The organism is Arthrobacter sp. D2-10 (assembly GCF_054161285.1).
Map to the genome: position 1 here is coordinate 120,631 of NZ_CP096432.1, position 23,427 is coordinate 144,057.

The following is a 23,427-nucleotide window of genomic DNA, read 5'->3' on the forward strand; positions in this document are numbered from 1 at the left end:
TTTTCTACTTCAGAACGGGATTCAATGACCGACGAAACAACGCACTTCGAACAAGACGGGGCCAGGCTCATCTGGCGCGGGGACGGCGAGACGGTCGTCGTCGAACCGTGGGGCCAAGACAGCGTCCGTATACGTTCGACGATAATGTCGGAGGTGCTCGACTTTGACTGGGCTCTGCTCGAGCAGCCGCTAGTTCCATTCACCATCAACATCGAAGGTGATCGGGCGAGCCTTACCGCGGGCCGTATCACCGTTGTCCTCGTCGCATCCGCTCACTACGGCTATCAGACGGGTTACGCGGAGCATTCATGCTCTCTAACCTTCGTCAACCAGCGGGGCGAGGTGCTTTTCTCGGAGCTAGATGGCGGAGGAGCCCTGCATCTGAAGGCTCGGGATCATCGTGCGCACCTCGGCGGCGATTTCCACCTCACAGCATCATTCAAGACGGACCCGGCGGAAAAGCTTTTCGGGATGGGTCAGTACCAGCAAGACATCCTCGATCTAAAGGGTTGCACGCTCGAACTCGCACATCGAAACTCACAGTCGAGCGTACCTTTTGTCCTCTCAAGCAAGGGTTACGGTTTCCTCTGGCACAACCCAGCTATTGGTCGCGCGACATTCGGCGTGAATCGCACAGAATGGGTCGCAGAATCGACCAAGCAGCTCGACTACTGGGTGACGGCTGGTGACTCGCCGGCCGAAATCACGAGCGCTTATGCTCACGCCACCGGTCACGCGCCGATGATGCCCGAGTTCGGGCTTGGATTCTGGCAGTGCAAGCTAAGGTACTGGAATCAGCAGCAGCTTCTCGACGTCGCGCGCGAGCACAAACGTCGAGGACTACCCATGGACGTAATCGTCGCTGATTTCTTCCACTGGCCCAAGATGGGCGACTACCGCTTCGAAGAGGAGTTCTGGCCCGACCCCTCAGCGATGGTTGCTGAGCTGCGCGAACTCGGCATTGAATTGATGGTCTCCGTGTGGCCGCAGGTCTCGGTTGAATCCGAGAACTACGCCGAAATGAAGAAGAATAATCTTCTCGTTACTTCCGAGCGCGGGCTCGACCTACACATGCAGTTCGAGGGCCCAAGCGCCTTCTACGACGCCACAAATCCGGCCGCGCGGCGCTTCGTGTGGGAGAAATGTGCGCGCAATTACGGCGCACATGGCATCCGCATGTTTTGGCTCGACGAGGCTGAACCCGAGTACGGCGTCTACGACTTCGATAACTTCCGGTACGCCGCGGGTCCCAATGTCCAGATCGGCAACATCTACCCCCAGGCGTTCTCACGCGGATTCTACGAAGGGCAACAGGAGGCTGGCCAAAGTGAGATCGTCAATCTTGTTCGCACCGCGTGGGCAGGGAGTCAGCGTTATGGTGCGCTCGTGTGGTCCGGAGACATCAAGTCGAGTTACGAGGACTTTCGACGCCAGATTACCGCCGGTATCCACATGGGAATCGCGGGCATCCCTTGGTTCACGACCGACATTGGCGGATTTGCTGGCGGTGACATCTCCGACCCTGCGTTCACTGAGCTCCTTACACGCTGGTTCCAGTTCAGCACCTTCTGCCCCGTCATGCGCCTACACGGAGACCGTCATCCAAGCGAACCCGTAACATCAGCAGACGGCTCACGCCGCTCCCCCTCGGGTGCAAACAATGAGCTTTGGAGCTTCGGGGAGGAGACGTATGCAGTGCTCGAGAAATACGTTCACCTCCGGGAAACGCTGCGACCGTATACCCGCGACATCATGCGTTCGGCCCACGAGCACGGCCAGCCCGTCATGCGGGCCCTGTTCCACGAGTTTCCCACCGACCCCGAGGCCTGGAATGTCTCTGATCAATACCTGTTCGGCCCCGACCTTCTCGTCGCTCCAGTCCTCACCGCTGGAGCTACCACCCGCCTGGTATACCTACCGGCTGGAGCAGACTGGACCGAACTCTCCACGGGTAGGTGCCTTAGCGGAGGACAGACTGTCCTCGCCGACGCTCCGCTTGACGTTATCCCAGTTTTCAGCCGTAACGACCGACTCGCGCACTTAGTCGGGTCAATTGGAAGGTCCGGGTATCAGCGCGCATGAGAGGCAACCTGAGCCTTGGGTGAGTGCAATTTGTCCTTCATGATCTCTCCCCGTTCGACGTCGAGTTCGCCACCACCAAGCGGACTGGCACCCTCGACGAGGCAGCCCGGGAAGGATCACCGAACTTGTTACCAGCTCCAACGAGACTGACCCGGAGGTCAACCGGTGAAACCTGCAGAACTACGCCGCACTCTTCCGAGCGCTAGCCATACTGGTGCAACCTTTGAAATCGGCGAAGAATCATTCCTTCTCAATGGCGAACCCTTCACCATAATCGCAGGTGCCATGCATTACTTCCGAGTCCACCCGGGAGACTGGGAAGACCGGCTCGAAAAGGCCCGTCTCATGGGGCTCAACACGATCGAGACCTACATTGCCTGGAACCAGCATGCTCCGTCGGAGCAAGTGTTCGACACCAGCGGACAACTTGATCTCGCGCGTTACCTCGAACTCATCCATGCGGCCGGCATGCGAGCCATCGTCCGGCCTGGGCCCTTCATATGTGCTGAATGGGACAATGGGGGTCTTCCAGCATGGTTGTTCAAGAACCCGGAAGTAGGAATCCGCCGCAACGAACCTCGCTATCTTGCGGCGGTAGAACAGTACTTCGCGTGCATCCTCCCGATCGTCGCTCAAGCTCAAATAGGTCGGGGTGGGCCTGTCATAGCTATGCAAATCGAGAATGAGTTCGGGGCGTTCGGGTATGACCCCGAGTACCTTCGCAACCTTGTACGTCTCACCCGGCAGCACGGCATAGACGTTCCTCTTCTGACCGTGGACCAGCCTACGGATCTTGCACGCGGGAGCCTCCCCGACCTACATAAGACGGCGAGCTTTGGATCGAGGGCTGCGGAACGTCTCGCTGTCCTGCGAGAGCACCAACCAACGGGACCGTTGATGTGCGGGGAATTCTGGAACGGCTGGTTCGATAATTGGGGATCACACCACCACACGACGTCACCTGAAGCAAGCGCCACGGAACTCGACGTGCTACTTAGCCATGGCGCGTCAGTGAACATCTATATGTTCCATGGTGGCACAAACGCGGGCTTCACCAACGGCGCCAACGACAAAGGCGTCTACAAACCGACCGTCACCTCGTATGACTACGACGCCCCCTTGGACGAAGCTGGCGACCCCACGGCTAAGTACCATGCCTTCCGCGCAGTCATCGCAAAGTGGGCCTCGGTCCCAGATGAACTGCCCACACCGAAGAAAGTTCGCCCCAGCGGGGTCATCGAGATGAAACCAGCCGAGTCTCTCTCCTCGTACGCAGACAGAACCTCTACCTGGGAGCGGTACGAGGAATGCCCATCTGCCGATGACATTGGCCATTACCGGGGCTACTTGAGATATCGCACCACGCTACCGGGTGGTCCCGAGGTGCTACTTACCGTGACAGAAGTGCGGGACCGGGCCCGGGTGATCGCCGATGGCGATTGCATAGGGGTGCTGGCTAGAGAACTGCATGACAAGACACTGGTGGTTCCAGCAGGAACCCGATGCCTGGAGTTTCTAGTCGAGGACATGGGGCGAGTGAATTACGGGCCACGCCTCGGGGAAGCGAAGGGCCTTATAGGGCCCATACTAATCGACGGGCGCACAATCACAGGGTGGGAGATCCAACCCGTTCGCTTCGATCTCATGTTTGACGAACCGCCTGCTACAAGGGAGAGTCCCATCCCTCTGGGTCCCACTCTGCAACGGGGGCATTTCAACCTGACACACCCGCATGATCTGTTTCTTGATTTTGCGCTCTGGGGGAAGGGAACAGCATGGATAAACGGATATCATCTGGGGCGCTTCTGGCGGAGGGGGCCGCAGCACACACTCTACGTGCCGCGGCCAGTTACCCGCGGTGGAGACAACGAGCTTCTCTTACTCGAGGAACAGCCGACCGGAGCGACCCAAGTCCATATGGTCCCCACAGCGAATCTCGGTCATACCGAGCCATAGGTCACCGTCGACAGATGGCCGAGCACAAATCCAAACTGCGTGCCATTTCTCACTGATGATGACGACACCGGATCGCCATGTCCTCCAGCATCCCGCCACAGACAGGCATAGGCCCACCGGAGAGCGTGATCTCCGGTGGGCCTATGCGTTGATCCAGTGGATCTATGGGTCAGAACGGATACGGCTGGTTCGATGGTTCGATGGTTATCCACTTGAGTTCGGTGAACTCGTTGATCACTGCCCGGCCGTCGAAGCGTCCGTACCCACTGTTCTTGGTTCCTCCGTACGGCGCCTGAGCGTCGTTCTGGACTGTCGCCCCGTTTACATGGACATGCCCAGCCTGAATGCGCATAGCGACCTGCAGCGCACGTGAGCTGTCGGCACCAAAGACTGCTGCCGCTAGTCCGTACTCTGTATCGTTCGCGACCTGCACCGCTTCTTCTAGTCCAGAAACCCGGACGATGGTTGTTATCGGCCCGAAGGTCTCCTGATCATAGATTGCCATTTCAGGACGAACCTTATCGATGATGGTTGCTGGCATTGACGCGCCGTTTGCCCGCTCACCAACGACCAGTTCTGCACCTTTATCGAGTGCATCATCGATGAGTCCGTTGATGCGCGCCCCGGATTCCTCACGGACCATGGGGCCGACCACACAGGTCGGGTCGGTCAGGGGATTCCCTGCTGTCAGCTCTGCCGCCCTCGCCGAGAATTTCGAGACGAACTCGTCAGCAACGCTTTCATCGACGACGAACCTTTCGGTGGACATGCAGATCTGGCCTTGATACAAGAAAGAGCCAAAGACTGCTGCGTTCACTGCACCATCGATGTCGGCGTCATCAAGGACAACGAAAGGCGCCTTGCCGCCGAGTTCGAGGAGTGCAGGCTTCAGATACCGTGCTGCCTTCTCCGCGATGATACGGCCCACTGGTGTTGATCCAGTGAAGTTGACGCGGCGAACTGCCGGGTGAGCGATGATTGCTTCGACCACCTGGTCGGAGTCCTCAGGGGTACTTGTGAGGAAGTTCAGGACTCCGGCCGGGAGACCGGCCTCGTGCATCACATCCGCAATGATGGCATGGGTCTTGGGACTGGTCTCGGAGGCCCTGAATACGACGGTGTTGCCGCACACGATTGGATATGCGATAGCCCGAGCCGCCAGCACGCCAGCTCCGTTCCATGGTGCCATGCTAAGGACAACCCCTGCCGGCTGCCTTACAGTCATGGAAAGCGTGCCCGGCTTATCCGTCGGAATCGTCTCACCTTGGATTTGCGTTGCGAGTCCCGCTGCCTCGCGGAAGAGTTGAGCCGTAAGGAACACGTTGAAGCCCGCCCAAAGTTGTGCGGCGCCAACCTCGGACATCATCGTCTCGATGAACTCCGCGCCCCTACGCTCTATGATGTCGGCGGCCTTGAGCATGACTGCGCGGCGTTCGCTGGGTCCGGATGTGGACCAGGTGCTAAAGGCTTTGGACGCGGACTCGACCGCGTCAAGCGCGTCTTCCACAGTGGCAGCTGCAGCTTCGGTCACCAGATCCCCGGTTATGGGGTCGTGGCGCTGGACTACCTTACCTTCACGACCACTTCGGGACTGGTTGTCGATGACAAGTTGTGTTTGCAATGGAGCTCCTTAGAGAACCGGGCGGTAGAGGTCTTCTTAGAGCACAGCCTTGGGCTCTAGGTGGCTTGTCCGTCGTTGTTGGCTATGACTCTGATGAGGAATGGGTGTGATCTGACCCACATCCAATGTAACACAATTGAGTTGTGCGTCAACGAATACGTTGCACATGGAGCGTGGGGACCTGAGCCGCTCCGCGGGGCTCGCTCCTATATCAATCTGTCCAGCCCAAGGCGGACAGCGCAAGTCCAGCGCAAGCCGAACCTCGCGAGGCTTCACCCGGAACGACCTCACAGTGCACAGGCGCATCCGTGCGGTTGCCAGTACAACCAGGGCGGCCGGCTTTCATAAGATCAGCCGCTGCGACGAGCACAGTCCCTTTTTCATGTGGATCTGTTGAGGCCTGGGGGGCGCCCGCTACCTTTGGCGTCCCGGAAAGACCTCACCAGCATCGCCATCTGTACGTTTTTCAAAGGTTGTCTGTGAGTCGGCCTCTGCAAGCTCGCGGACCAGCGCACGGGCCAGGCTGGAGAGTAAGCACCACTGGCCGCAGCAGATATATGGACCTACTGCAGCGGTTAGCGGGTGGGTGCCCGCCGTATGGAACGAACTTCGTTCTTGCAGCGAAACATGTAACGAAAAATTCGTAGACACCGAGAAACTGTTGCTATAACCTTTTCGAACGACCTGCATTGACGCTTCGCCACTACTGATGGCCCAGCTACCAGCAGCCCATCGCCGTGTGTTGACAACCGTCGTTCCCATACCGATCGCTGCATCCCCAATAACTCGTCCGCCATTCGCGCTCCAGCACATCTGGAGGGAATGCATCAAGGGAGCACCATGGTCACCTCTGCCTCTTTAGCACCATCACAGCACCGTCTGTCCGGCCGATTGGGCGTGGGCGCAATTATTTTCATGGTAGTCGCGGCTGCCGCTCCCCTGACGGTGGTGGCTGGCACCGTTCCATTGGGAATAGCGAACGGCAATGGCGCAAGCTACCCAGCGGCTTATCTCATATGCACGATAATCCTGCTCGCTTTCGCTGTTGGATTCACTGCAATGTCCCGTTCTATCCCTGACGCAGGTGCGTTCGCCTCCTACATCGGCGCTGGCATCGGTAAGAGAGTCGGCACAGGGGCAGCGCTTCTTGCAGTGGCTTCCTACTCCACGATTCAGCTGGCCATCCTCGGCTTCGCTGGACCGACAGTGGCCGGCCTTGTGGCCAGTTACGGTGGACCAGACCTCCAATGGTGGACCTACTCCCTCGCCCTACTTGCACTAACAGCGTTCCTCGGATACCGAAACATCGAACTCTCCGGCAAAATCCTTGGGCTCCTGTTGATAGCTGAAGTAGTGGTGGTGTTGGTCCTCGATATCGTGGTCATCGCACGAGGTGGCGGCCCCGAAGGACTCTCGACGACATGGATGACACCCGGGGCCTTCTTCGAGGGAGCCCCAGGGATTGCCTTGATTTTCGCCGTCAACGGTTACTTCGGATTTGAAGCGGCGGTTATCTTTCGGGACGAAGCACGTAATCCAGAACGCACGATCCCGCGGGCGACCTATGGCGCACTGATGCTAGTCGGCGCCTTCTACGCAATTTCGTCCTGGGCTATCATCTCGGCTTGGGGCGATGGAGGCGCTGTAGCAGAGGCTTCCACTGCCCCCGATTCGATGGTTATCGCCACCGTGGTGACCTACCTAGGTTCTGTAGCCGGAGACATTGTTCTGGTACTGCTAACAACTAGTCTCTTCGCGGCCATCCTGTCGTTCCACAATGTCATATCGCGCTATCTCTTCGACCTTGGACGCACCTCACTTCCCGGCCCCCTGAACCACTCGCATAGCCGCCATGGTTCGCCGCACGTCGCTTCCACCACCACCAGCCTCCTGGGCTTTGTCCTCCTCGGAGTGTGTGCACTCTTCGGCATGGATCCCATCCTCGAGATCTTTACCTGGTTCGTCGGGATTGGTGCGGTCGGCCTACTCACCCTGATGTTGCTGACCTGCATCGCTATAGTCGCCTTCTTCCGACGCAACAGACGGGTCAACGCCTGGCATGGCATTGTCGCACCGCTTCTTGGTGGACTGGGCCTGGCCTGGCTGCTTGGCATGACCCTTGCCAACCTCCCGCTTCTCATCGGCGGATCCTGGGCACTCGCCGGAGTACTCAGCGCCCTCCTTGTCTTGATCTTCGTGCTCGGGGTAATGCTTCCGCATCGCGCGCTTCCGGTCACCTCAGAAGGATGAGCGCATTGGTCAGACATGCTCACAGTCCTGCAACTAACCACCCAAGCGCAACAGGAGTATCAATGAAAGCGGTCAAGAACATTTTCGAACTCGCTCACGAGCTGACTGGTCACAACATCTACGATGTTTCTCCCGTCCTCGGGCCCGACACACCAATGTTTCTGGTCCACCCAGCCCCTGAGGTTCGCCCAGATGCTCGGTATGAACCCGAGAAAGCTCATTCCGCATCGAACGTTCTGGTGATGTCAGAACACAGCGGGTCCCATGTGGATGCGCCGCTTCACTTTGATCAGGCCGGAAAGACGATGGCTCAAGTGGATGTAGACGCCCTATTTCTGAAGCCATACAAGAAGTACGACTTTTCTCACCTGCAGCCTGAGCCCGGCCAGCTCGTGACCCTCGAAGAACTCCGCGAGTGTGAGCAACGTGAGGGTTTCGATCTTGAACCGGGAGACATCGCAATTCTGGAGTACGGCTGGGATCAGTATCGGCCGGGAATGGCTGCGGGCAAGCCTGAAGGCTGGTGGGGCAGCAACGAGCCGGGCATCACCGCAGAAGCATGTTCATACCTAGCTGACCGCGGTATAACCGCCGTGGCGTCGGACACTGCAGGAGCAGAATGCTCCACGAAGGACGGCCAGATTCTCACCCTGCCAGGACATGACACGTACTTCCTTCCCCGCGGGATCCTCATCATTGAGGGTTTGGAGGGACTCGGACAAGCTCCTGCGCAGGGCCTCTTCGCTGCGTTGCCTTTGAAGATTGCAGATGGCACAGGATCCCCTATTCGTGTCGTTCTTATCGCCTAACGGCTGAGCAGAACCGCCCAGCGGACAACTGAAAGAGTGGAAATTGACTAATACTTACGTCCTACTGCACGGCGCGTGGCGCGGGGCGTGGGCCTGGGGTTCGGTGCCCGACTTCCTAAGCGAAGCCGGGCACCGAGTCATTGCGCCAACGCTTCCTGGGCTGAACGTGGGCGATGACCCCAACGACGCACACCTCGAATCGGTCATCGAAGCGGTCACTGCGATCCTGTCCGCAGAGCGGCCTGAAAGCACCATCGTTGTAGCGCAGGACTGGAGCTCGTTCCCTGCCACAGCTGCGGTAAATCGGATCAACGCCCGACTGAAGCACCTGGTTCACTGGTGTGGTTTCATTCCTAGGGAGGGCAAATCCTTCCTAGATACAATTCCCGTGCCCGACGCGCGGATGTTGTTGGAGAGGGCACAACTGAATGGCGGGGCGGCTGTTAAGGTGCCTTGGAAACGCTGGCGGGAAAATTTCCTTCACACCGCTAGTGACGACACTGCCCGGCTGACATACGACCTTCTCCGCCCTCACCCGTTGAACCTGTTCACCGAGGCGCTGCCCGCCGGCGAAGCACAGCTACCGGAAGTTCAAACAACCTACCTCATCTCCGAACTCGATCGTTCACTCGAGCCCGGACCTGAGTGGTGGGACACAGGGCAGGCCATACGGCTGGACCAGGAGCCAATTCGCTTGCCATTCGACTTTAGCCCTACCTTCACCCACCCGCGTGAGTTCGCAGAGGCACTCTTGGCATTATCTTCATGACGAGGTCCACTGTTGGGCTCAGCCTTGTTCGCCCCCTTCTCACGATCGGAGAAGGGGGCGAAGGCTTTGCTGGGGCCGAGTCGGAAACCGATTGGGGAACAGGTATGTAGCCAGTTGCAGTTCAACCCCACGGATACACGAAAGCTGTGTTCCGGATTCTCCGGAACACAGCTTTCAGTGAGTCCTTATTTCGAGTGGCAGGCGGGGGTCGACTCCGGCAAGTCAAGGGCCGGGTTTCCGTCGAAGAAGCCTGTAGGCTTCAGATGAAAACCCATGTGATGGACCGGCATGACCGGCCAGTCCTCGGGACGCGTAACATGGTGGTGCCCAAAGGTGTACCAGATCACTACGTCTTCGTTACGAAGGGGACGGTCCTGTTCCACCCATTTGGGAAGCCCCTCACCACCGGGGCTCTGGTAGGGGTAATCACCCGCAGCGAAGCGCTCGCTCGGCTCGTACTGGGTCACCCAAAGGTGGTGCGCCGCAAAGCCGGCCCGCTTGAAAGCAGGGGCGTCCTCCTGGAACATATGGATCGCGTTCTCGCCAGGAGCGATTTTGTATCCGACAGGATCACCGACGCGGTTTAGCTCGTCCTCGTTGATGATTTTCCAGTAACGCGCGCGTCGGAGGTCCAAATCCCGCTTGGCCTCCGACTCCCGTGTAATTGGAGTGACCTGAGTGGTCCAAGCGTTGCCGTACAGGTTGTCCGGTCCCGACGGCACCGGATGGCTATCCACCTCGACGACAGTGTTGCGTGGACCGTCGACGGCCATGTCAAGACGCGCATTGAAGAAGTGCTGGTGATGCGGCGCGTATAGGCCAGGAGCGATTTTGGACCCGTGACGGGGTGTCTCGCCCTCACCGTACGCACCCATAGACATGATGCCGGTGAGCTTGACCTCGCACTGAATCGATCCGTCCTGGTAGAAGTACCAGAAGAAGCCGTAATCGTAGTTTGCCAACGTCATGAACTGCGAAACCACCAGTCGGCGCGCACGCCGGACGACGCTCTTGCCGCTACGGAGGTCGGTATGCTTCCATGCAACTCCGAAGTCTTCTTCGTGCATGCAAATGGCATTCTTGACCGTTTGGCCGTTGCCGTCGTTATCGCTCAGCGCCACGTCGAAGTAGTAGATTTCGCCAAGGCAATCGCATCCGAGGGTCAGGCTGTTCGCATTCTTCCCAAGCCCGTCCTCGCCACCGTCAAAGACGCTCTTGCGCACCTGGGTGGGTGCAGTGTCTGCGTAGGGAACGACCATCTCGGAGATCGACAACCTATGGGCGACGGACCGCAGACGTCCTCGGTCCTCATAACCCACGGTGTGAAGAACTAGGCCCTCGCGAGGGGTGAAGCCTACACGGAACCGCCACTTTTGCCACCGCACCTCGTAGCCGTCCACCTCGAAGCTCGGTCCCTCTGGCTGCGTAATTTCAATCGGTTTTAGATCTGTCCGGAGCCCATCAAAATGCGGAATGTTCTCCGGATTCTGAATACCTTCGGGCGTGTAATCACCGGGATGCTTCGGAATATCCACGACGCCATGGTCGGTTACCTCGAGAACCTCACCGCGGTCTAGATCCACCAGGACAGTGAGATTGTCTACAGGGTGCGCATACCCATTCTCATCCTCAGAGTCGCGAACATAAGTCAGGGGGCGATTCAGCCGACGGGATGGTGCATCCTCTTCGGTGAGGTAAGCGCACGGCCATGGTTCAAGCATGACATGCTCGAAGTTGGTCACCCCGCGTTTGCGCATGGCCGCCTGCCAGCGCTCATCGGCCCGCACCAGTCGCTCAACCGTTTCCACGTCTTCGGCCAGCAACCCCGGTTGCGCATCGGGAATATGCTTGAGCGAAAGCACTTTGCCCTCAGTAAGCGAGACTACTGCCTCATAGGTCTTCGCAGCCTTCAAATCTCGAAGAACGATGAAACCACGCCGGTGAAGGAGTGAACCTTCCTCAAAGGCTTGCAGCTCTTCCTTTGTGGGCTCCTGGCGTTCGATGCTGATGAAACGGGCATTCGGGAGCGGCTCGTCACTGTCACGGAAAATGGCCGAGGCGTTCTCAATCTCTGCCGTGCTCAGTGGATCCAGTGGATGCGTGGTCGTCTGGGTTTGAGAAGTAGTAACACTCATGAGTTGATGCCTTCCTTGTTGCTGGTCTTTGACCTGGGTAGCCGAGCAAGTCCTTCGCCCACCCACTGGTGAGAGTCCCCCGGCAGTAGTCCGGGTACCAGTCGCGCTCTCTGACAAACTCGCAGTTTAACCCTAGTTACCCACCTCACATGAGTCAATATCTCGGCGACCGTATCAGTAATGAATCACTATGTGACCGACTTCGTTTCATCACATCGACTGGGAACCGAAGGTGCTCAACTCACTGAGATGATTCTGCACACAGGCTTCGGCACTGTCCTGCAACGCTGCACGTGCCTCGAGAAAGAGTTCATGAGCTTCGTGGCCCATCCATCGTGCAGGCAATAGGTCAGTAGGCAGATCCGGATCTCGGAAGGGAAATTTCCGATAATTTTGGATGAGTCCAGTCCGCTCCAGGAGGGCTTCGGGCGGCGGCACCCGCCCAGAGCGGTAGCGAGGCATCTGACGTCGATATCTGGCCAGGAACTCACCATAGGAGCGATTCAGGGTCTCGAGGTCCCAGCACCGCTGGGCCATATCTCGGTCATACGTCAACCCCTTGGACTGCGCTTGCAGGATATCCAGGCGAACAGCAGCCAAATGCGCAAATTGCTCCTCCACCTTGGATGCCCGGTCATGCGGACTTATCCAAGTGGAAGCGGCAAGAGACCCAAATCCCTGCCAGGATAGTTCCCTGCGCAACTGTTCACGAAGGGCACGCTCGGCCTCCGGTACGTAGTAGATGACCACATGCCAGACTCCCGCCCAACTTCCCGTTAGGTGGTTGAAGATGCGTTCTCTACCTTCATCGAGAATTCGCCAGCTTTTTTCCGTCAGCGAATAGATGACCCCCCTACCGTCAGGATCCGGTTCGGCGGTGAACCAGCCCTCCTTCCGCAGGCGCGAGAGGGTAACCCGAGCAGTGCTGTCACCGACGTCAAACACTTCGAGCAAGGCGATCAGATCTCGTAGCCGAGCCTTTCCTCCGCGGTACCGCAGATAATCGCCGAAGAGATCGATGACTACTCCGCGTGGTTTCAATGACTGCCCTTCCATAAGTTCCCGCGCAGCGATCGCGGCACAGAAATCTTGACTCAAACTATTGACGCCCGTCGTCAAGTTGTATTTTATCGGACAATACACCCCGAGCCACTGGCCCCCACCGAATGCCTTACCGGCGATCCATGCCCCGAGGCCCGAGTGTGGCCGAAGACTGATCGGAACCATCGTGGATGCAATCCATATAGCGTGTGTGAGCTCGGCAGCAGCTGCTGCCGGCTGCACGATGGCGCTCAAACCCCGCGCCTCCGCCTTCGAGATTGCCGCTGCGCTGATCATGGTTGTAGCAATGGTTGACGGCATGATTGGGCCGAATCTTTTGCCGTCAATCGTGTGGGCGCTGATCCTGCTTTTTTCCGCCCTTGCTGCGGCTGCCGTACACCGCTCCACAGTTGGCTGTGACAGCCTGGACGTGCCGCACAATGCCATGACATCACACCGTAGTATCGGCGCAATTCTCATGGCTGGCCTACTGCTCGTTTCCGGCTCTCATCATGATGGGCTGCCGCCCTCTGCCCACGCCGAGCACTCAGGCGGTGTCTTGGAATTGCTGCCGGTAGTCGCTGCGGGAGGGTTTGCTGCCGCAAGCCTCTGGTTCGCTCTCGGACGTCGAGCCACCTATAGGAGCCAGCGCTTTGAGGCCGCGCTCATGGGATTTTCCGTCCTTTTGATGGCCCCGTCGGCGCTGGCCTAGCTGCGGGACTACATCGCACCATCCATGGCGGATGGTCCTACTTGAATAACCGACCTGGCACTAACCATCAAGGAGATAGATTCACTATGGCTCAAACCCGCGATTTGATAATAAAGAACGCCGTTATCCGAACGGTCGACGGGCAGGATTCTGTTCATAATGCAGTGCTGCTCAGCGGTGGCAGAATCGGCGCAGTGGGGACCGAGGAAGCCGTCCGGGCATCCGCTTCACAGGGCGCGGAAGTGCTTGATGCCGTCGGTCGCACAGTTGTTCCCGGCTTCATCGATGCCCATAACCACATGAGCCTAGCCGCCTTCGAGCCCGATTCGGTGGATTGCACAACTCCACCATTGACCACTCTCGACGATGTTCTTCGCACTATTGAGGCGCACTGCAAGGGCCTACCACCCGGCCAGTGGGTGCGCGGCTATGGATTTCATGAATCGAAAGTCAGAGAACAGCGCAATCCAACGCGGTACGAGTTGGACGAAGTGTCACCCAACAACCCCTTCTTCCTCATAGATGCCAGCTGTCACGCTGGCTTCGCCAACAGTGCCGCACTCAGCGCGGTCGGAATAAACGAATGTGTGCCTGATCCTTGGGGCGGCCAGATCGAGCGCGATCTCAAAGGCGTGCCCACCGGCACCCTATTCGAGGCAGCCACCAATCTGCTGCAGTCCGCATCGTGGGAGGCTTACGCCTACCGAGACTGGGACCGAGCTGTCGACCTTCTGGAGGCCAAGGCCAGACAGTTCCTGGCTCTCGGGCTGACCGGCATTGGGGACGCCTGCGTGACCACGAACGCTGCCGAGCTCTACGCTCGCGCCGATGCGACTGGCCGGCTGCCACTGACCTTGCAGCAACTCCACGGTGGCGATCACTTTTTTTCCAAACAGGATTTGCAGAACTCAAATCTGATCGACCGCCTTCGTAGAGATGAAAGCAGCATGCTAAGAGGCGGAACCATGAAGATCTTTGCCGACCGGGCTTTCCCCGATGGTCCTGCAATCCATCAAGTCCACGACGGGTGCAGCAAGCACGTAGGTACCAACTTTTACAGTGCGCAGGAGGTGTATGGTCTGGCCCTGCAGGCTGGAGAGCTGGGCATAAATCTCGCCATTCACGGTATGGGTAACTGTGCGGTCGACATGGTGATGGACGCCTACGAAGCCGTCCGTAGGCAGGCCGGCGATAGCCCGGTTCTTCGACTCGAACACGCTTTCGTTGCCGAGCCTCGGCAGGCTCACCGCATGGCTGAGCTCGGGATGGACGTGGTTGTTAACCCCGGTCTCACATACACCTGGGGAGACGTGTTCTCGCACTGGCGCGGAGAAGGACAAGATCATCTGCGCGTGATACCAGCGCGCAGCTTGCTCGACGCCGGTGTCCGGGTGAGCTTCGCTTCAGACTATCCCTGCGGCGTTGTTTCCCCGGCCGAAATCATGTGGGGAGCGGTGTCCCGCGAGCACTACACGGGTATTTCCATAGATGCCGACGAAGCCGTAACAGCAGCAGAGGCCCTGCGCGCCTATACGATCAACCCTGCAATAGCCTCTGGTCGCGGTAGTGAGGAAGGAAGCATCGAGGTCGGGAAACGCGCCAACCTCCTCGTACTCGACAGAGACCCTGTTACCTGCCCGATCCATGAGTTGAAGGAGATGGCTGTGGATCGTACCTACGTCGACGGTGAACTTGTTCACGAGAGAGACCTGGCACCGCTAGCGCAATGAGAACGGAGGGTGCCTGTCCTCGTAGCAACGAGGACAGGCACCCTCCGTTTCCACGGGTCAGATCCAGCGGGGCGCCGGGTGTTCACCACCCGTGAAGACGAGCCCATGTGCAGGGCGGCCGGCAGCCCAGGCAACCAACTCAGGCAACGCACCAGAAACAATCTTCGGATTCACCGCTGCCGTGTCGCCAATCTCGGTGATGGACGGCGATCCGGAGACTTTCAGAACCAAGCCCGTATCCGCGTCACGCGTCCTCCAGACTGCGGTGATGTCCCTCAGCATTCGCTCCAACACGCCGATCGGGATGTCGGCGAAACCCGCTCCGTTGTCTAGGTCCACCGCGTGAACCCATACTTCCCGTGTGCGCAACCACACCGTTTCGGAAGCAGGAACCTCACGGCCTTGGGCTGTCCTGACAGTGTTCTTCCATGAACGATCCGGCGTGTCACGCCATTCGACGTTGAGGTGTACCGCTGAATGCTCGTAGAGGTGTCGAAGTGCATCAGGCGGGAGGGTCGCACCAAAATCAATCTCATGCTCACGCGCCTCGGGCGACTCATACATGGGCGTTTCGTTACCGGTGTTGGCCCAGTCAATCAGCCGGGCGATGGCGCGGGCGTTGTAACCGATGTGCGCGGCGACGTGAGCACGCGTCCAACCCGGCATGAGCGACGGCTCGTACAATTCAGCGTTAGTGAGTTCTTTGAGTTTGCGGCCGAAGAAAGCGGTGCCGCGGCGGGCCGTCAGCAAGCTCTCCTTCAACCCTGCATCCGTTGTCAGGTCATGGCGCGCTACCATTCGGTACTCCTAGAGGGTTAGGTAAGTTGGAAACCAGGCGAGCTGGTCCACCGCGAGGCTGACGTAAACAATCAGGCCTCCACACCTACGGCGGCCACGGCACGGTTCTGCAGCGTGCCAATCCCATCGATGCTGGTTTCAACCGTTTGCCCCTCGGTGAGGTACCGCTGAGGATTTCGGGCGTGACCGACGCCGCCGGGAGTGCCCGTGATGATGACGTCGCCGGGGTTGAGGGTGATCATGGTGGAGATATAGGAGACGAGGAACTCCGGCCCGTGCACAAGGTCAGCCGTTGATGCCTCTTGCATAATCTCGCCATCGACGACAGTCCGGATAGTGCCGCCCGGCTGCCACTCATCGGATGTCACTAACGACGGTCCCAGCGGCGTAGAGTGTTCCCAGTTCTTCCCCTGGAGCCACTCCTTGGTGCGGAACTGCCAGGAGCGCATCGAAACATCGTTGCAAATGGAAAAACCGGCGATGTAATCTGCCGCGTCGGATTCGGGGATGCGGCGGCCCGACTTCCCAATAATCACCGCTAGTTCCGCTTCCCAGTCGATAGCTGCATCTTCGGCCGGCAGCTCGATGTTGTCGCCAGCACCAATGAGTGTCTCCGCATATTTCGAGAACAGCGTCGGGTATTCCGGCAGTTCCCTGCCCATCTCCAGGATGTGGGTCCGGTAGTTCAGCCCGACACACACTATCTTCGACGGGTTGATAACAACCGGCGCCAGGTCTGACTCGTCATCTTTGCGGGTTGGCCCATCGGCCTCGGCGGCAATGGAACGCCAGTCCGGATGAGCAAGCAGCTGACCGACGTCCGAAAAGCCTGTGATCTGTGTGTAGGTATTGCCGTCCAGGCGGGCAGCTACTGTACCTTTTGGCGTGCGCAAGGTCGCCAGTCTCATTACTTACTCTTCCCTTCAATGAACGTTCGGTTGAAGTTGAGTCGTTCGATGATGGGCTGATCGCCGAATTCGAACAAATCAAACTGTGTTTCTGCTTGCAGGCTGAATGCCGCCCAGGAGGGAACGACGACAAGATCGCCCTTTTCCACTTCGTGGGTATCTCCGTTGATGACGATCCCCCCACGGCCCTCAAACACCTGATAGACACTTGACCCGACTTCGCGGGTCACTGGGGTGTGCGTGCCGGCACGTAGGCGATGGAACTGAGCACGAATAGTAGGCATCACGTCTCCGCCTGTTGTGGGGTTGATGTATCGCACAGCGGCGTGGCCCTGATGAACCGTGGCTGGGTGACCTTCGTCCTCCAACTCGAGTTGGGCGTGGAGGGCGCGGTCGGTGTGTTCCCATCGATAGGCCCCAATTGGCGAACTTACTGTTGCATCCAGGCCAGAGAGCGGGCGTAGGCCTGGATTGGCCCACAGGCGCTCCGACCGGGAAATATCGGGCGTCGATTCGTCCGTCACCCTTTCTGTGCCGAATTCGAAGAACGCAGTGTCGGTGTAGTGCACAAACGGGATATCAAGCCCGTCAATCCAGGCCATCGGCTTGTCGGTCTCGTTGTGGTGCCCGTGGAAGTTCCACCCAGGAGTCAGCAGGAAGTCGCCGCGGGACATCCGGACAGGATCGCCGTTCACGACGGTCCACACCCCCTCGCCCTCCACCACGAACCGAAACGCGTTCTGGGAGTGCCGATGTTCGGGCGCGGTCTCGTGCCCGCCAAGATATTGGATAGCGGCCCATAGCGTGGGAGTTGCGTAGGGCCGACCGCCGAGACCTGGATTGGCCAGGGCTATGGCGCGGCGTTCACCACCCCGGCCGACTGGCACAAGCTCCCCCGCTCGCTCAGCCATGGGAAGCAGAGCATTCCAGCGCCAGACGTGCGGTAAGGCCGAGGGACTCGGGTGCATTGGCATGAGATCACCGATCTCGGTCCACAGGGGAATCAGATTTTCACGGTGGAAGTCGCGATACAGCTGCTCAAGGGCCGCGGCTTCCTCTGGTGTTGGCTCGGCAGCGAGCATCTGGTTTTCGCTCATGAGGGGTGGTCCTTTCTCCATCAATGGTCTTGCATTGGAGACTCTGGTTTGACAGGGCAATTGCGTTCAGATGATCGGGTGGGAGTCAGAGATGCTGGCCCGCTGAGAATTCGGACTGAAGTCGGGCGCTGATATCGGCGCGCAGCTCCTTCTTGTCTATCTTTCCGACTTTGGTGGTCGGCAGCTCACTCACAACGACGAGGCGCTCGGGAATTTTGAATGCTGCGACACCTGCCGACTGGATGGACTCGCGTATCTGGTCCAAGGTCACGTTGCTCCCTGGTTTGGTCGTGATGTAGAGGCACAACCGCTCACCCAGCACCGGATCCGGCATGGCGACAGCGGCGGCCATAGTTACGTCGGAAATTCGATAGACCAGGCTCTCAATCTCCTCTGCGCTGATCTTCTCGCCGCCTCGATTGATCATGTCCTTATCGCGTCCGTGCACTGTTAGATTGCCGTCGGGCCGACGCACGACTATGTCTCCACTGGCATACCAGCCGCCCTCCGAAAAGGCTCGAGCATTAGCTTCCGCTGCGCGGTAGTACCCGCGAGGCGTATAGGGACCGCGCGTCAAGATCGCGCCTGGCTCGCCATCTGGTACGTCTCTGCCTGCTTCATCAACCACGCGGATTTCGTCCCCGTCCGACACGGGGCGCCCTTGGGTGGTACAGATGACTTCGTCGGGGTCGTCTAGGCGGGTCATGTTGATGAGACCTTCGGCCATGCCGAACACCTGTTGCAGGGTGGCCCCAAGGACCGGATGTACCTTTCTCGCTATCTCATCGGGAAGGCGCGATCCTCCGACCTGCAGTACACGTAGCTTAAGTTGATGCCTTGGGTGGCTTTCCTGCTGGAATTCAACCCATCTCTGTGCAACGGCGGGAACAGCCGCTGCTACGGTCACTCCCTCCTGCACCATCGCTTCGAAAGCACGCTTCGGTTCTGGACTCGGCAACATCACCGTTCGGCCGCCAACAAAGAGCGCCCCGAGGATACCGGGGCAGGCTAACGCGAAGTTATGACTTGCAGGAAGCGTGCCGAGATAAACAGAGTCCTCGTGCAGGTCCGCTACCTCCGAGCACGCACGAATGTTGTAGGAATAGTCGTTGTGTGTGCGATTGATCAATTTGGGCAGGCCAGTGGTACCACCGGACAGAAGAAAGCACGCCGGGCTGTCCGGCGAGGGGGCGGCGTCATCGAGTCGCCGGCGAGCTCCGGCTGGGTCCGATCCGGGCGCCAGCAGCGGGTCGAGGGCTATTGTACCAGTGTCAGGTTCGCCGCTGACCAGGATGAAGTCGATTGTGCTGACCGAAGCCTGGATTTCCCGTGCCAGCTTGCGGTGGTCGAAGTCCTTAATGATGTCCGGAACAATAACTGCCCGAGATTCGGATAGCTCGGACAGGAATGTCAACTCGTGCCGGCGGTGCGCGGGCAGCGCCATGACGGGCACGATTCCGGCGCGAAAGCACGCCAACGTGAGGACAACGAACTGCCAGCTGTTCGGCAGCTGCACCATCACCCGATCGTCGGGACGGAGGCCCAGAGAGAGCAAACGCTCTGCGGCGGCGTCCATACGGTTCGCTAATTCGCCATAGGTCAGACGGGTTTCTCCGTCTACCAAGGCTGTTTTGAGCGGCAGGCGGTCAGCGATGTCGTGAAGGTAGTCTCCCAGGGGGCGATCCTGCCAGTACCCTTTAGCCCGGAATTCTGCGGCCAGTTCGCGCGGCCATGGGACCGTTCCAGTACACGTATGCGACGGCATTAGCACTTCTCCTTGTTCGTGATGATGACCGCGTCGAGAGCCACCAGCCCGTCCTCGGTGAGCCGTAGGGGGTTGATCTCGATGTCGGAGATCTGCGGGTTGCCCTCAAGAACGGCTCCGAGTTGGAGGATTCGCTCCGCTAGTGCGCTGGTATCAAGGGTTGGACCACCCCTGAAGCCGCGCAAGAGTTCATTAGCTGCAAGTTCTTCAGGCATGGCGCTTACTGATCGACGGGACGCCGGCAGTGAGCGGATCGTGGAGTCGGCGAATACCTCGGTTGCTACTCCACCCAGGCCAAGGACGGCAACCGGCCCGAAGACCGGGTCGCGCCGTACACCGAGTACCAGGTCGATCCCTTTGCTTGCCATTGCCTCGACCAGGAACTGGCGGGCACCGATGGCCTCGAGCGCGTTGATGGCGGCGTCGAGAGCTTCTACGTTCGAAACACCAAGATGAACTCCACCGATGTCGGTCTTGTGAAGCACTTCGGAGTCGAGCAGCTTCACCACGACCGGGCCGTCGAGAGCCTCAAAGGCGGCTCGCGCCTCATCGCGGGTGGTGCAAACATGACGCGGCGGTGTTGTGAATCCTAGATCGTCCAACAAGTCCTTTGCGTTTGCCTCATGCCATACTGCGGAGGCGTCCACCTTCCGTCCGAGGGATTGATGAACGTCGTCATCATCGCGGAGGTACTGCAATCTAGCATCAACAGCCAGGGCGGAAAGGCCGCGTGCGAGGGCGGAAGGCCCAACCAGCAAGGGAACGCCGGCTTTGAAGGCGGATTCCCCCGCTTCGCGTACTTCGCCCTCGGGCCCATCTACACCAACTAGCACAGGTAGCTCGGCGAGAATACCCGAAGCTGTGACTGCTTCCGGCAAAGAGATCACAGGTTCGGTGATGCCGTAAACACCCACCATGTCGATTGCTTCATCCGCGGCGACCGCTTGAAGCACCGTTTCATATCCTGGGCCCGGACGTCCCGTATCGACCGGATTCGCTTGGAAGGTCAGGGGGGGCAGCACCTCTCCGATCCGGTTGAGGGCAGCCTCGCCCAGCCGTGGTAAGTCCACACCAGCGGTGCCCAGGTGATCGGCGACGAGAAGGCCGGGGCCGGCCTGACCTGTCACTAATCCCGCCGCGGCCTTGGCGGCAGGCCTGCTGCGACGGCCCGACAGGGCGGTTGCTGCATCAATCAACTGCAGCTCGTCGTCAACCACAACCGCTCCAGCTTGACGCAGAACGGCACGGGTGGTCTTCCAGGAAGTAGCTAGCGCTCCCGTATGCGACTGAGCGAATTCCGAGACATCAGAGCGTCCGACCACCAGAGCAACCACAGGCTTGCGCAGACTCAGTTGGCGAACCGACTCAAGCAATCTCGGGCCGTCCGATACCGTCTCCAGATGCAGGACAACGACCCGCGTCGCTTCGTCATGGGCAAGATAGTCCAGCACCTCGGGAGCCGTGATATCAAGTCCTGCGCCGATCCCTATTCCCAAGCTGACGCCCACTCCTGCACGTTGCAGATGGAATGCCAACACATGATTGATGCCGCCGCTTGCCGCGACCACAGCAACGGAACCTGGCCCCAGTTCGGCTACTCCGGGTACGAAGCTAGCGCGCAAGGATCGGCGTGGCACAAAGAACCCTGAAGTGTTCGGACCCAAAAGCCGGATGCCTGTGTCGGCGACGGCCTCGCGAACCTGCCGATCGTATTCGTCACCTACACCACCCGCTTCAGCAAATCCGCCTGAACAAACCAGCGCGGCCCGAACTCCTTGAACCGCACTGTCGCGTAGGACCTGTGCAGTTGCTGCTGCGGGGACACACAACACGGCCAGGTCAATGGGCGACTCAGCGCTAGCGGCCGCCGCGGCGATACTAGTGTGCAGCCCGTCCCCGCCGCGGCTGTTGACGAGATGCACTTGCGGACCATAGGCCGTCAGAGATTCAGCCATCACGGCGCCCAACTTGCCGGGGGTAGCCGAGGCCCCGACAACGACGACGCCAGACGGTTCGAAAAGGCATGCCAGATCAGCCACGGAGGGCCTCCTCGTGCATAGAAGCCATTTTGGGGCTTGCGACAGCGTCGGCCCGACCGGACAACACCAGCGTTTCGGTCAACGCCTCATCTTCGTTGTCCACGATGATGGCTGGAATGCCGAGTCCGATACGCACTTCCTCCGACACTAGGGTTCTGGTGAGCGGTGTACCGCCTCGGATGATGGCCGCTGCGGCATGACTCAATGGCGCGCGTGCCACTACCTCCTTCACTCCCTCTTCGGCCCCAGGCGCTTCAAGAAGAATCGCCGATTGCACCGAACCGGGTTCAGCGGCTATCGGCACATTTGTCCCCTTATCGTCGATGAGTCGAATCGGTGCCCCGTCGTCGTCGTGCTCCAGGTGGAGCTGGCGAGTGGAGAACTGCACGCCACCGACATTCAGCGGCGTGAGCAGGGCTTCAGAGCCATGCTCAGTCCGCCACTCATTGCGAGTTGCCTCAACAAGACTGGGATCGCGCTTGAGAATCCTGTCGATGCCGATGCTTCGAGAGAAGAAGTGGAAGGCAAACTGCGAGGGCGAAAATGCATCGTAGTACCGCCCGAAGTGCTCCCACCAGCTGAGCCCACCACTCGCGGCGGTCTGAATCTTGCCTACCTGAGGTTCCCGCTCGGCCTGGTAGGAGCTGAATGCGGAGGAAAGGTCTCCTGGCTGCGAGGCAATCTCCCGCGCAAGCACAATGGCGTCTTCCATCGCCATCTTGGTGCCCGATCCCACGGAGAAGTGGGCGGTATGGACAGCATCACCAAGAAACACGACATTGCCATGATGCCAGGTGGTGGTACGGCGGGTCCTGAAGGTACCCCATCGTGAGTTATTGGCAACTATCTCGCCGCCTTCGATGTCCATCGCAAAAAGCTCTTCGAGGAAGGTCCGGGTCTTCTCGTCGGAGCGTCCGGGCGGCTGAGTCACGTCGAACTCGTCGAGTCCGGCGCGCAGCCAAGTGGCCTCGTCAGTCTCAACAATGAAGGTGCTTAGTTCGTCGTTGATGGGATACGCGTGAGCTGCGAAGTTGCCGTACTCACTCTTCCGATGGATGAAGGTCAGCCCATCGAATAGATGCGTCGTTCCGAACCAGATGAACTTCGCCTGAGCCGAATCGGCAGTATGGCCAAGGTGTTCACTGAGCTGCTCCCGCGTTCGAGAATTTGCACCGTCAGCTCCCACTATGACGTCGTATCTTGCTCCCAACTGAAGCAGCGAAGGAGCCTCTTGGCCAAAGTGAAGGATGACACCGGCCTCAGCGGCCCGTTCCTGCAGAAGCGGCAAGAGTGTGCGACGGTGAATTGCTGCCATTCCATTGCCGCAGAAGGGAAATCTCTGGCCCTTGAGCCGAACCTCGATGGTGTCCCAGTGCTTCCCAAAGTCGTTCAGACCGTTGCGCAGCACGGGATCCGCTTCATTGATGGCGTTGAGGGTAGCGTCGGAGAAAACGACACCAAACCCGAAGGCATCTGTCGCAAGGTTTCGCTCGTAGAGCTCGACCTCCGCTTCAGGCATCTGTCGCTTCAGAAGGGTAGAGAAGAACAGGCCGCCCGGGCCTCCGCCGATGCAGGCAACTCGGATCGTCATGGTGGATCGCTTTCTTGGATGGTCCCGATGTGATCTATCGCTCACATAAGAGTAACAAAAAAACGTCTGCCAACAATACTTCGTTGCATTTTTCCTGCGGGCGTCCCCCGGTTCCTTGCGGTAA

General features: G+C 59.1%; 16 protein-coding genes. 7 read left to right on the plus strand and 9 right to left on the minus strand.

Features of this window, described 5'->3' with window-relative positions; translation table 11 throughout:
• Positions 1-24: 24 nt before the first annotated feature.
• Positions 25-2,082 (plus strand): glycoside hydrolase family 31 protein, encoded by a 2,058-nt coding sequence (locus tag M1D74_RS17480; protein ID WP_458117234.1) that lies wholly within the window; start codon positions 25-27, stop codon positions 2,080-2,082.
• Between the two features lie 165 nt (positions 2,083-2,247).
• Positions 2,248-4,038: a glycoside hydrolase family 35 protein gene (locus M1D74_RS17485; protein WP_458117235.1), complete on the plus strand. Its 1,791-nt coding sequence runs from the start codon at positions 2,248-2,250 to the stop codon at positions 4,036-4,038.
• A 169-nt stretch (positions 4,039-4,207) separates the two neighbouring features.
• Here the strand turns inward: M1D74_RS17485 and M1D74_RS17490 are convergent, their stop codons facing one another.
• Complete coding sequence (locus M1D74_RS17490; RefSeq protein WP_458117236.1) at positions 4,208-5,659, minus strand: aldehyde dehydrogenase; 1,452 nt, start codon at positions 5,657-5,659, stop codon at positions 4,208-4,210.
• An 840-nt stretch (positions 5,660-6,499) separates the two neighbouring features.
• Between M1D74_RS17490 and M1D74_RS17495 the strand changes: the two genes are divergently transcribed.
• The 3 genes from M1D74_RS17495 to M1D74_RS17505 all read left to right on the plus strand — a co-directional run bounded on the left by M1D74_RS17495 (position 6,500) and on the right by M1D74_RS17505 (position 9,487).
• Positions 6,500-7,909, plus strand: coding sequence for an APC family permease (locus tag M1D74_RS17495; RefSeq protein ID WP_458117237.1), 1,410 nt, complete (start codon positions 6,500-6,502; stop codon positions 7,907-7,909).
• A 62-nt stretch (positions 7,910-7,971) separates the two neighbouring features.
• Positions 7,972-8,718, plus strand: coding sequence for a cyclase family protein (locus M1D74_RS17500; RefSeq protein ID WP_458117238.1), 747 nt, complete (start codon positions 7,972-7,974; stop codon positions 8,716-8,718).
• A gap of 43 nt (positions 8,719-8,761) precedes the next feature.
• Positions 8,762-9,487 (plus strand): alpha/beta hydrolase, encoded by a 726-nt coding sequence (locus M1D74_RS17505; RefSeq protein ID WP_458117239.1) that lies wholly within the window; start codon positions 8,762-8,764, stop codon positions 9,485-9,487.
• Positions 9,488-9,672: 185 nt separating this feature from the next.
• On the opposite strand, the gene M1D74_RS17510 is transcribed toward M1D74_RS17505, so the two are convergent.
• Complete coding sequence (locus tag M1D74_RS17510) at positions 9,673-11,622, minus strand: primary-amine oxidase (protein WP_458117240.1); 1,950 nt, start codon at positions 11,620-11,622, stop codon at positions 9,673-9,675.
• A 210-nt stretch (positions 11,623-11,832) separates the two neighbouring features.
• A complete protein-coding gene (locus M1D74_RS17515; RefSeq protein ID WP_458117241.1) occupies positions 11,833-12,741 on the minus strand; it encodes a PaaX family transcriptional regulator in 909 nt (302 codons plus the stop codon).
• 133 nt (positions 12,742-12,874) lie between these two features.
• On the opposite strand from M1D74_RS17515, the gene M1D74_RS17520 reads away from it, so the two are divergent.
• Complete coding sequence (locus tag M1D74_RS17520; RefSeq protein WP_458117242.1) at positions 12,875-13,375, plus strand: hypothetical protein; 501 nt, start codon at positions 12,875-12,877, stop codon at positions 13,373-13,375.
• 86 nt (positions 13,376-13,461) lie between these two features.
• The gene (locus tag M1D74_RS17525; RefSeq protein WP_458117243.1) at positions 13,462-15,105 is read left to right on the plus strand and encodes an amidohydrolase; all 1,644 of its coding nucleotides are present in this window, start codon (positions 13,462-13,464) and stop codon (positions 15,103-15,105) included.
• Positions 15,106-15,162: 57 nt separating this feature from the next.
• On the opposite strand, the gene M1D74_RS17530 is transcribed toward M1D74_RS17525, so the two are convergent.
• The 6 genes from M1D74_RS17530 to M1D74_RS17555 form a co-directional block, all read right to left on the minus strand.
• Positions 15,163-15,903 carry a maleylpyruvate isomerase family mycothiol-dependent enzyme gene (locus tag M1D74_RS17530; RefSeq protein WP_458117244.1) on the minus strand — a complete coding sequence of 247 codons (741 nt, stop codon included), beginning with the start codon at positions 15,901-15,903 and terminating at the stop codon, positions 15,163-15,165.
• Positions 15,904-15,974: 71 nt separating this feature from the next.
• Positions 15,975-16,811 (minus strand): fumarylacetoacetate hydrolase family protein, encoded by an 837-nt coding sequence (locus M1D74_RS17535; protein WP_458117245.1) that lies wholly within the window; start codon positions 16,809-16,811, stop codon positions 15,975-15,977.
• Positions 16,811-17,908 (minus strand): cupin domain-containing protein, encoded by a 1,098-nt coding sequence (locus tag M1D74_RS17540; RefSeq protein WP_458117246.1) that lies wholly within the window; start codon positions 17,906-17,908, stop codon positions 16,811-16,813. The genes M1D74_RS17535 and M1D74_RS17540 overlap by 1 nt, the downstream gene beginning before the upstream one ends.
• An 85-nt stretch (positions 17,909-17,993) precedes the next feature.
• Positions 17,994-19,673: a (2,3-dihydroxybenzoyl)adenylate synthase gene (locus tag M1D74_RS17545; RefSeq protein WP_458117247.1), complete on the minus strand. Its 1,680-nt coding sequence runs from the start codon at positions 19,671-19,673 to the stop codon at positions 17,994-17,996.
• Entirely contained in the window at positions 19,673-21,712 is a 2,040-nt protein-coding gene (locus M1D74_RS17550; protein ID WP_458117248.1) for an acetate--CoA ligase family protein, read from the minus strand. The genes M1D74_RS17545 and M1D74_RS17550 overlap by 1 nt, the downstream gene beginning before the upstream one ends.
• Entirely contained in the window at positions 21,705-23,303 is a 1,599-nt protein-coding gene (locus M1D74_RS17555) for an FAD-dependent monooxygenase (protein ID WP_458117249.1), read from the minus strand. Before M1D74_RS17555 ends, M1D74_RS17550 begins: the two co-directional genes overlap by 8 nt.
• Positions 23,304-23,427: the final 124 nt, after the last annotated feature.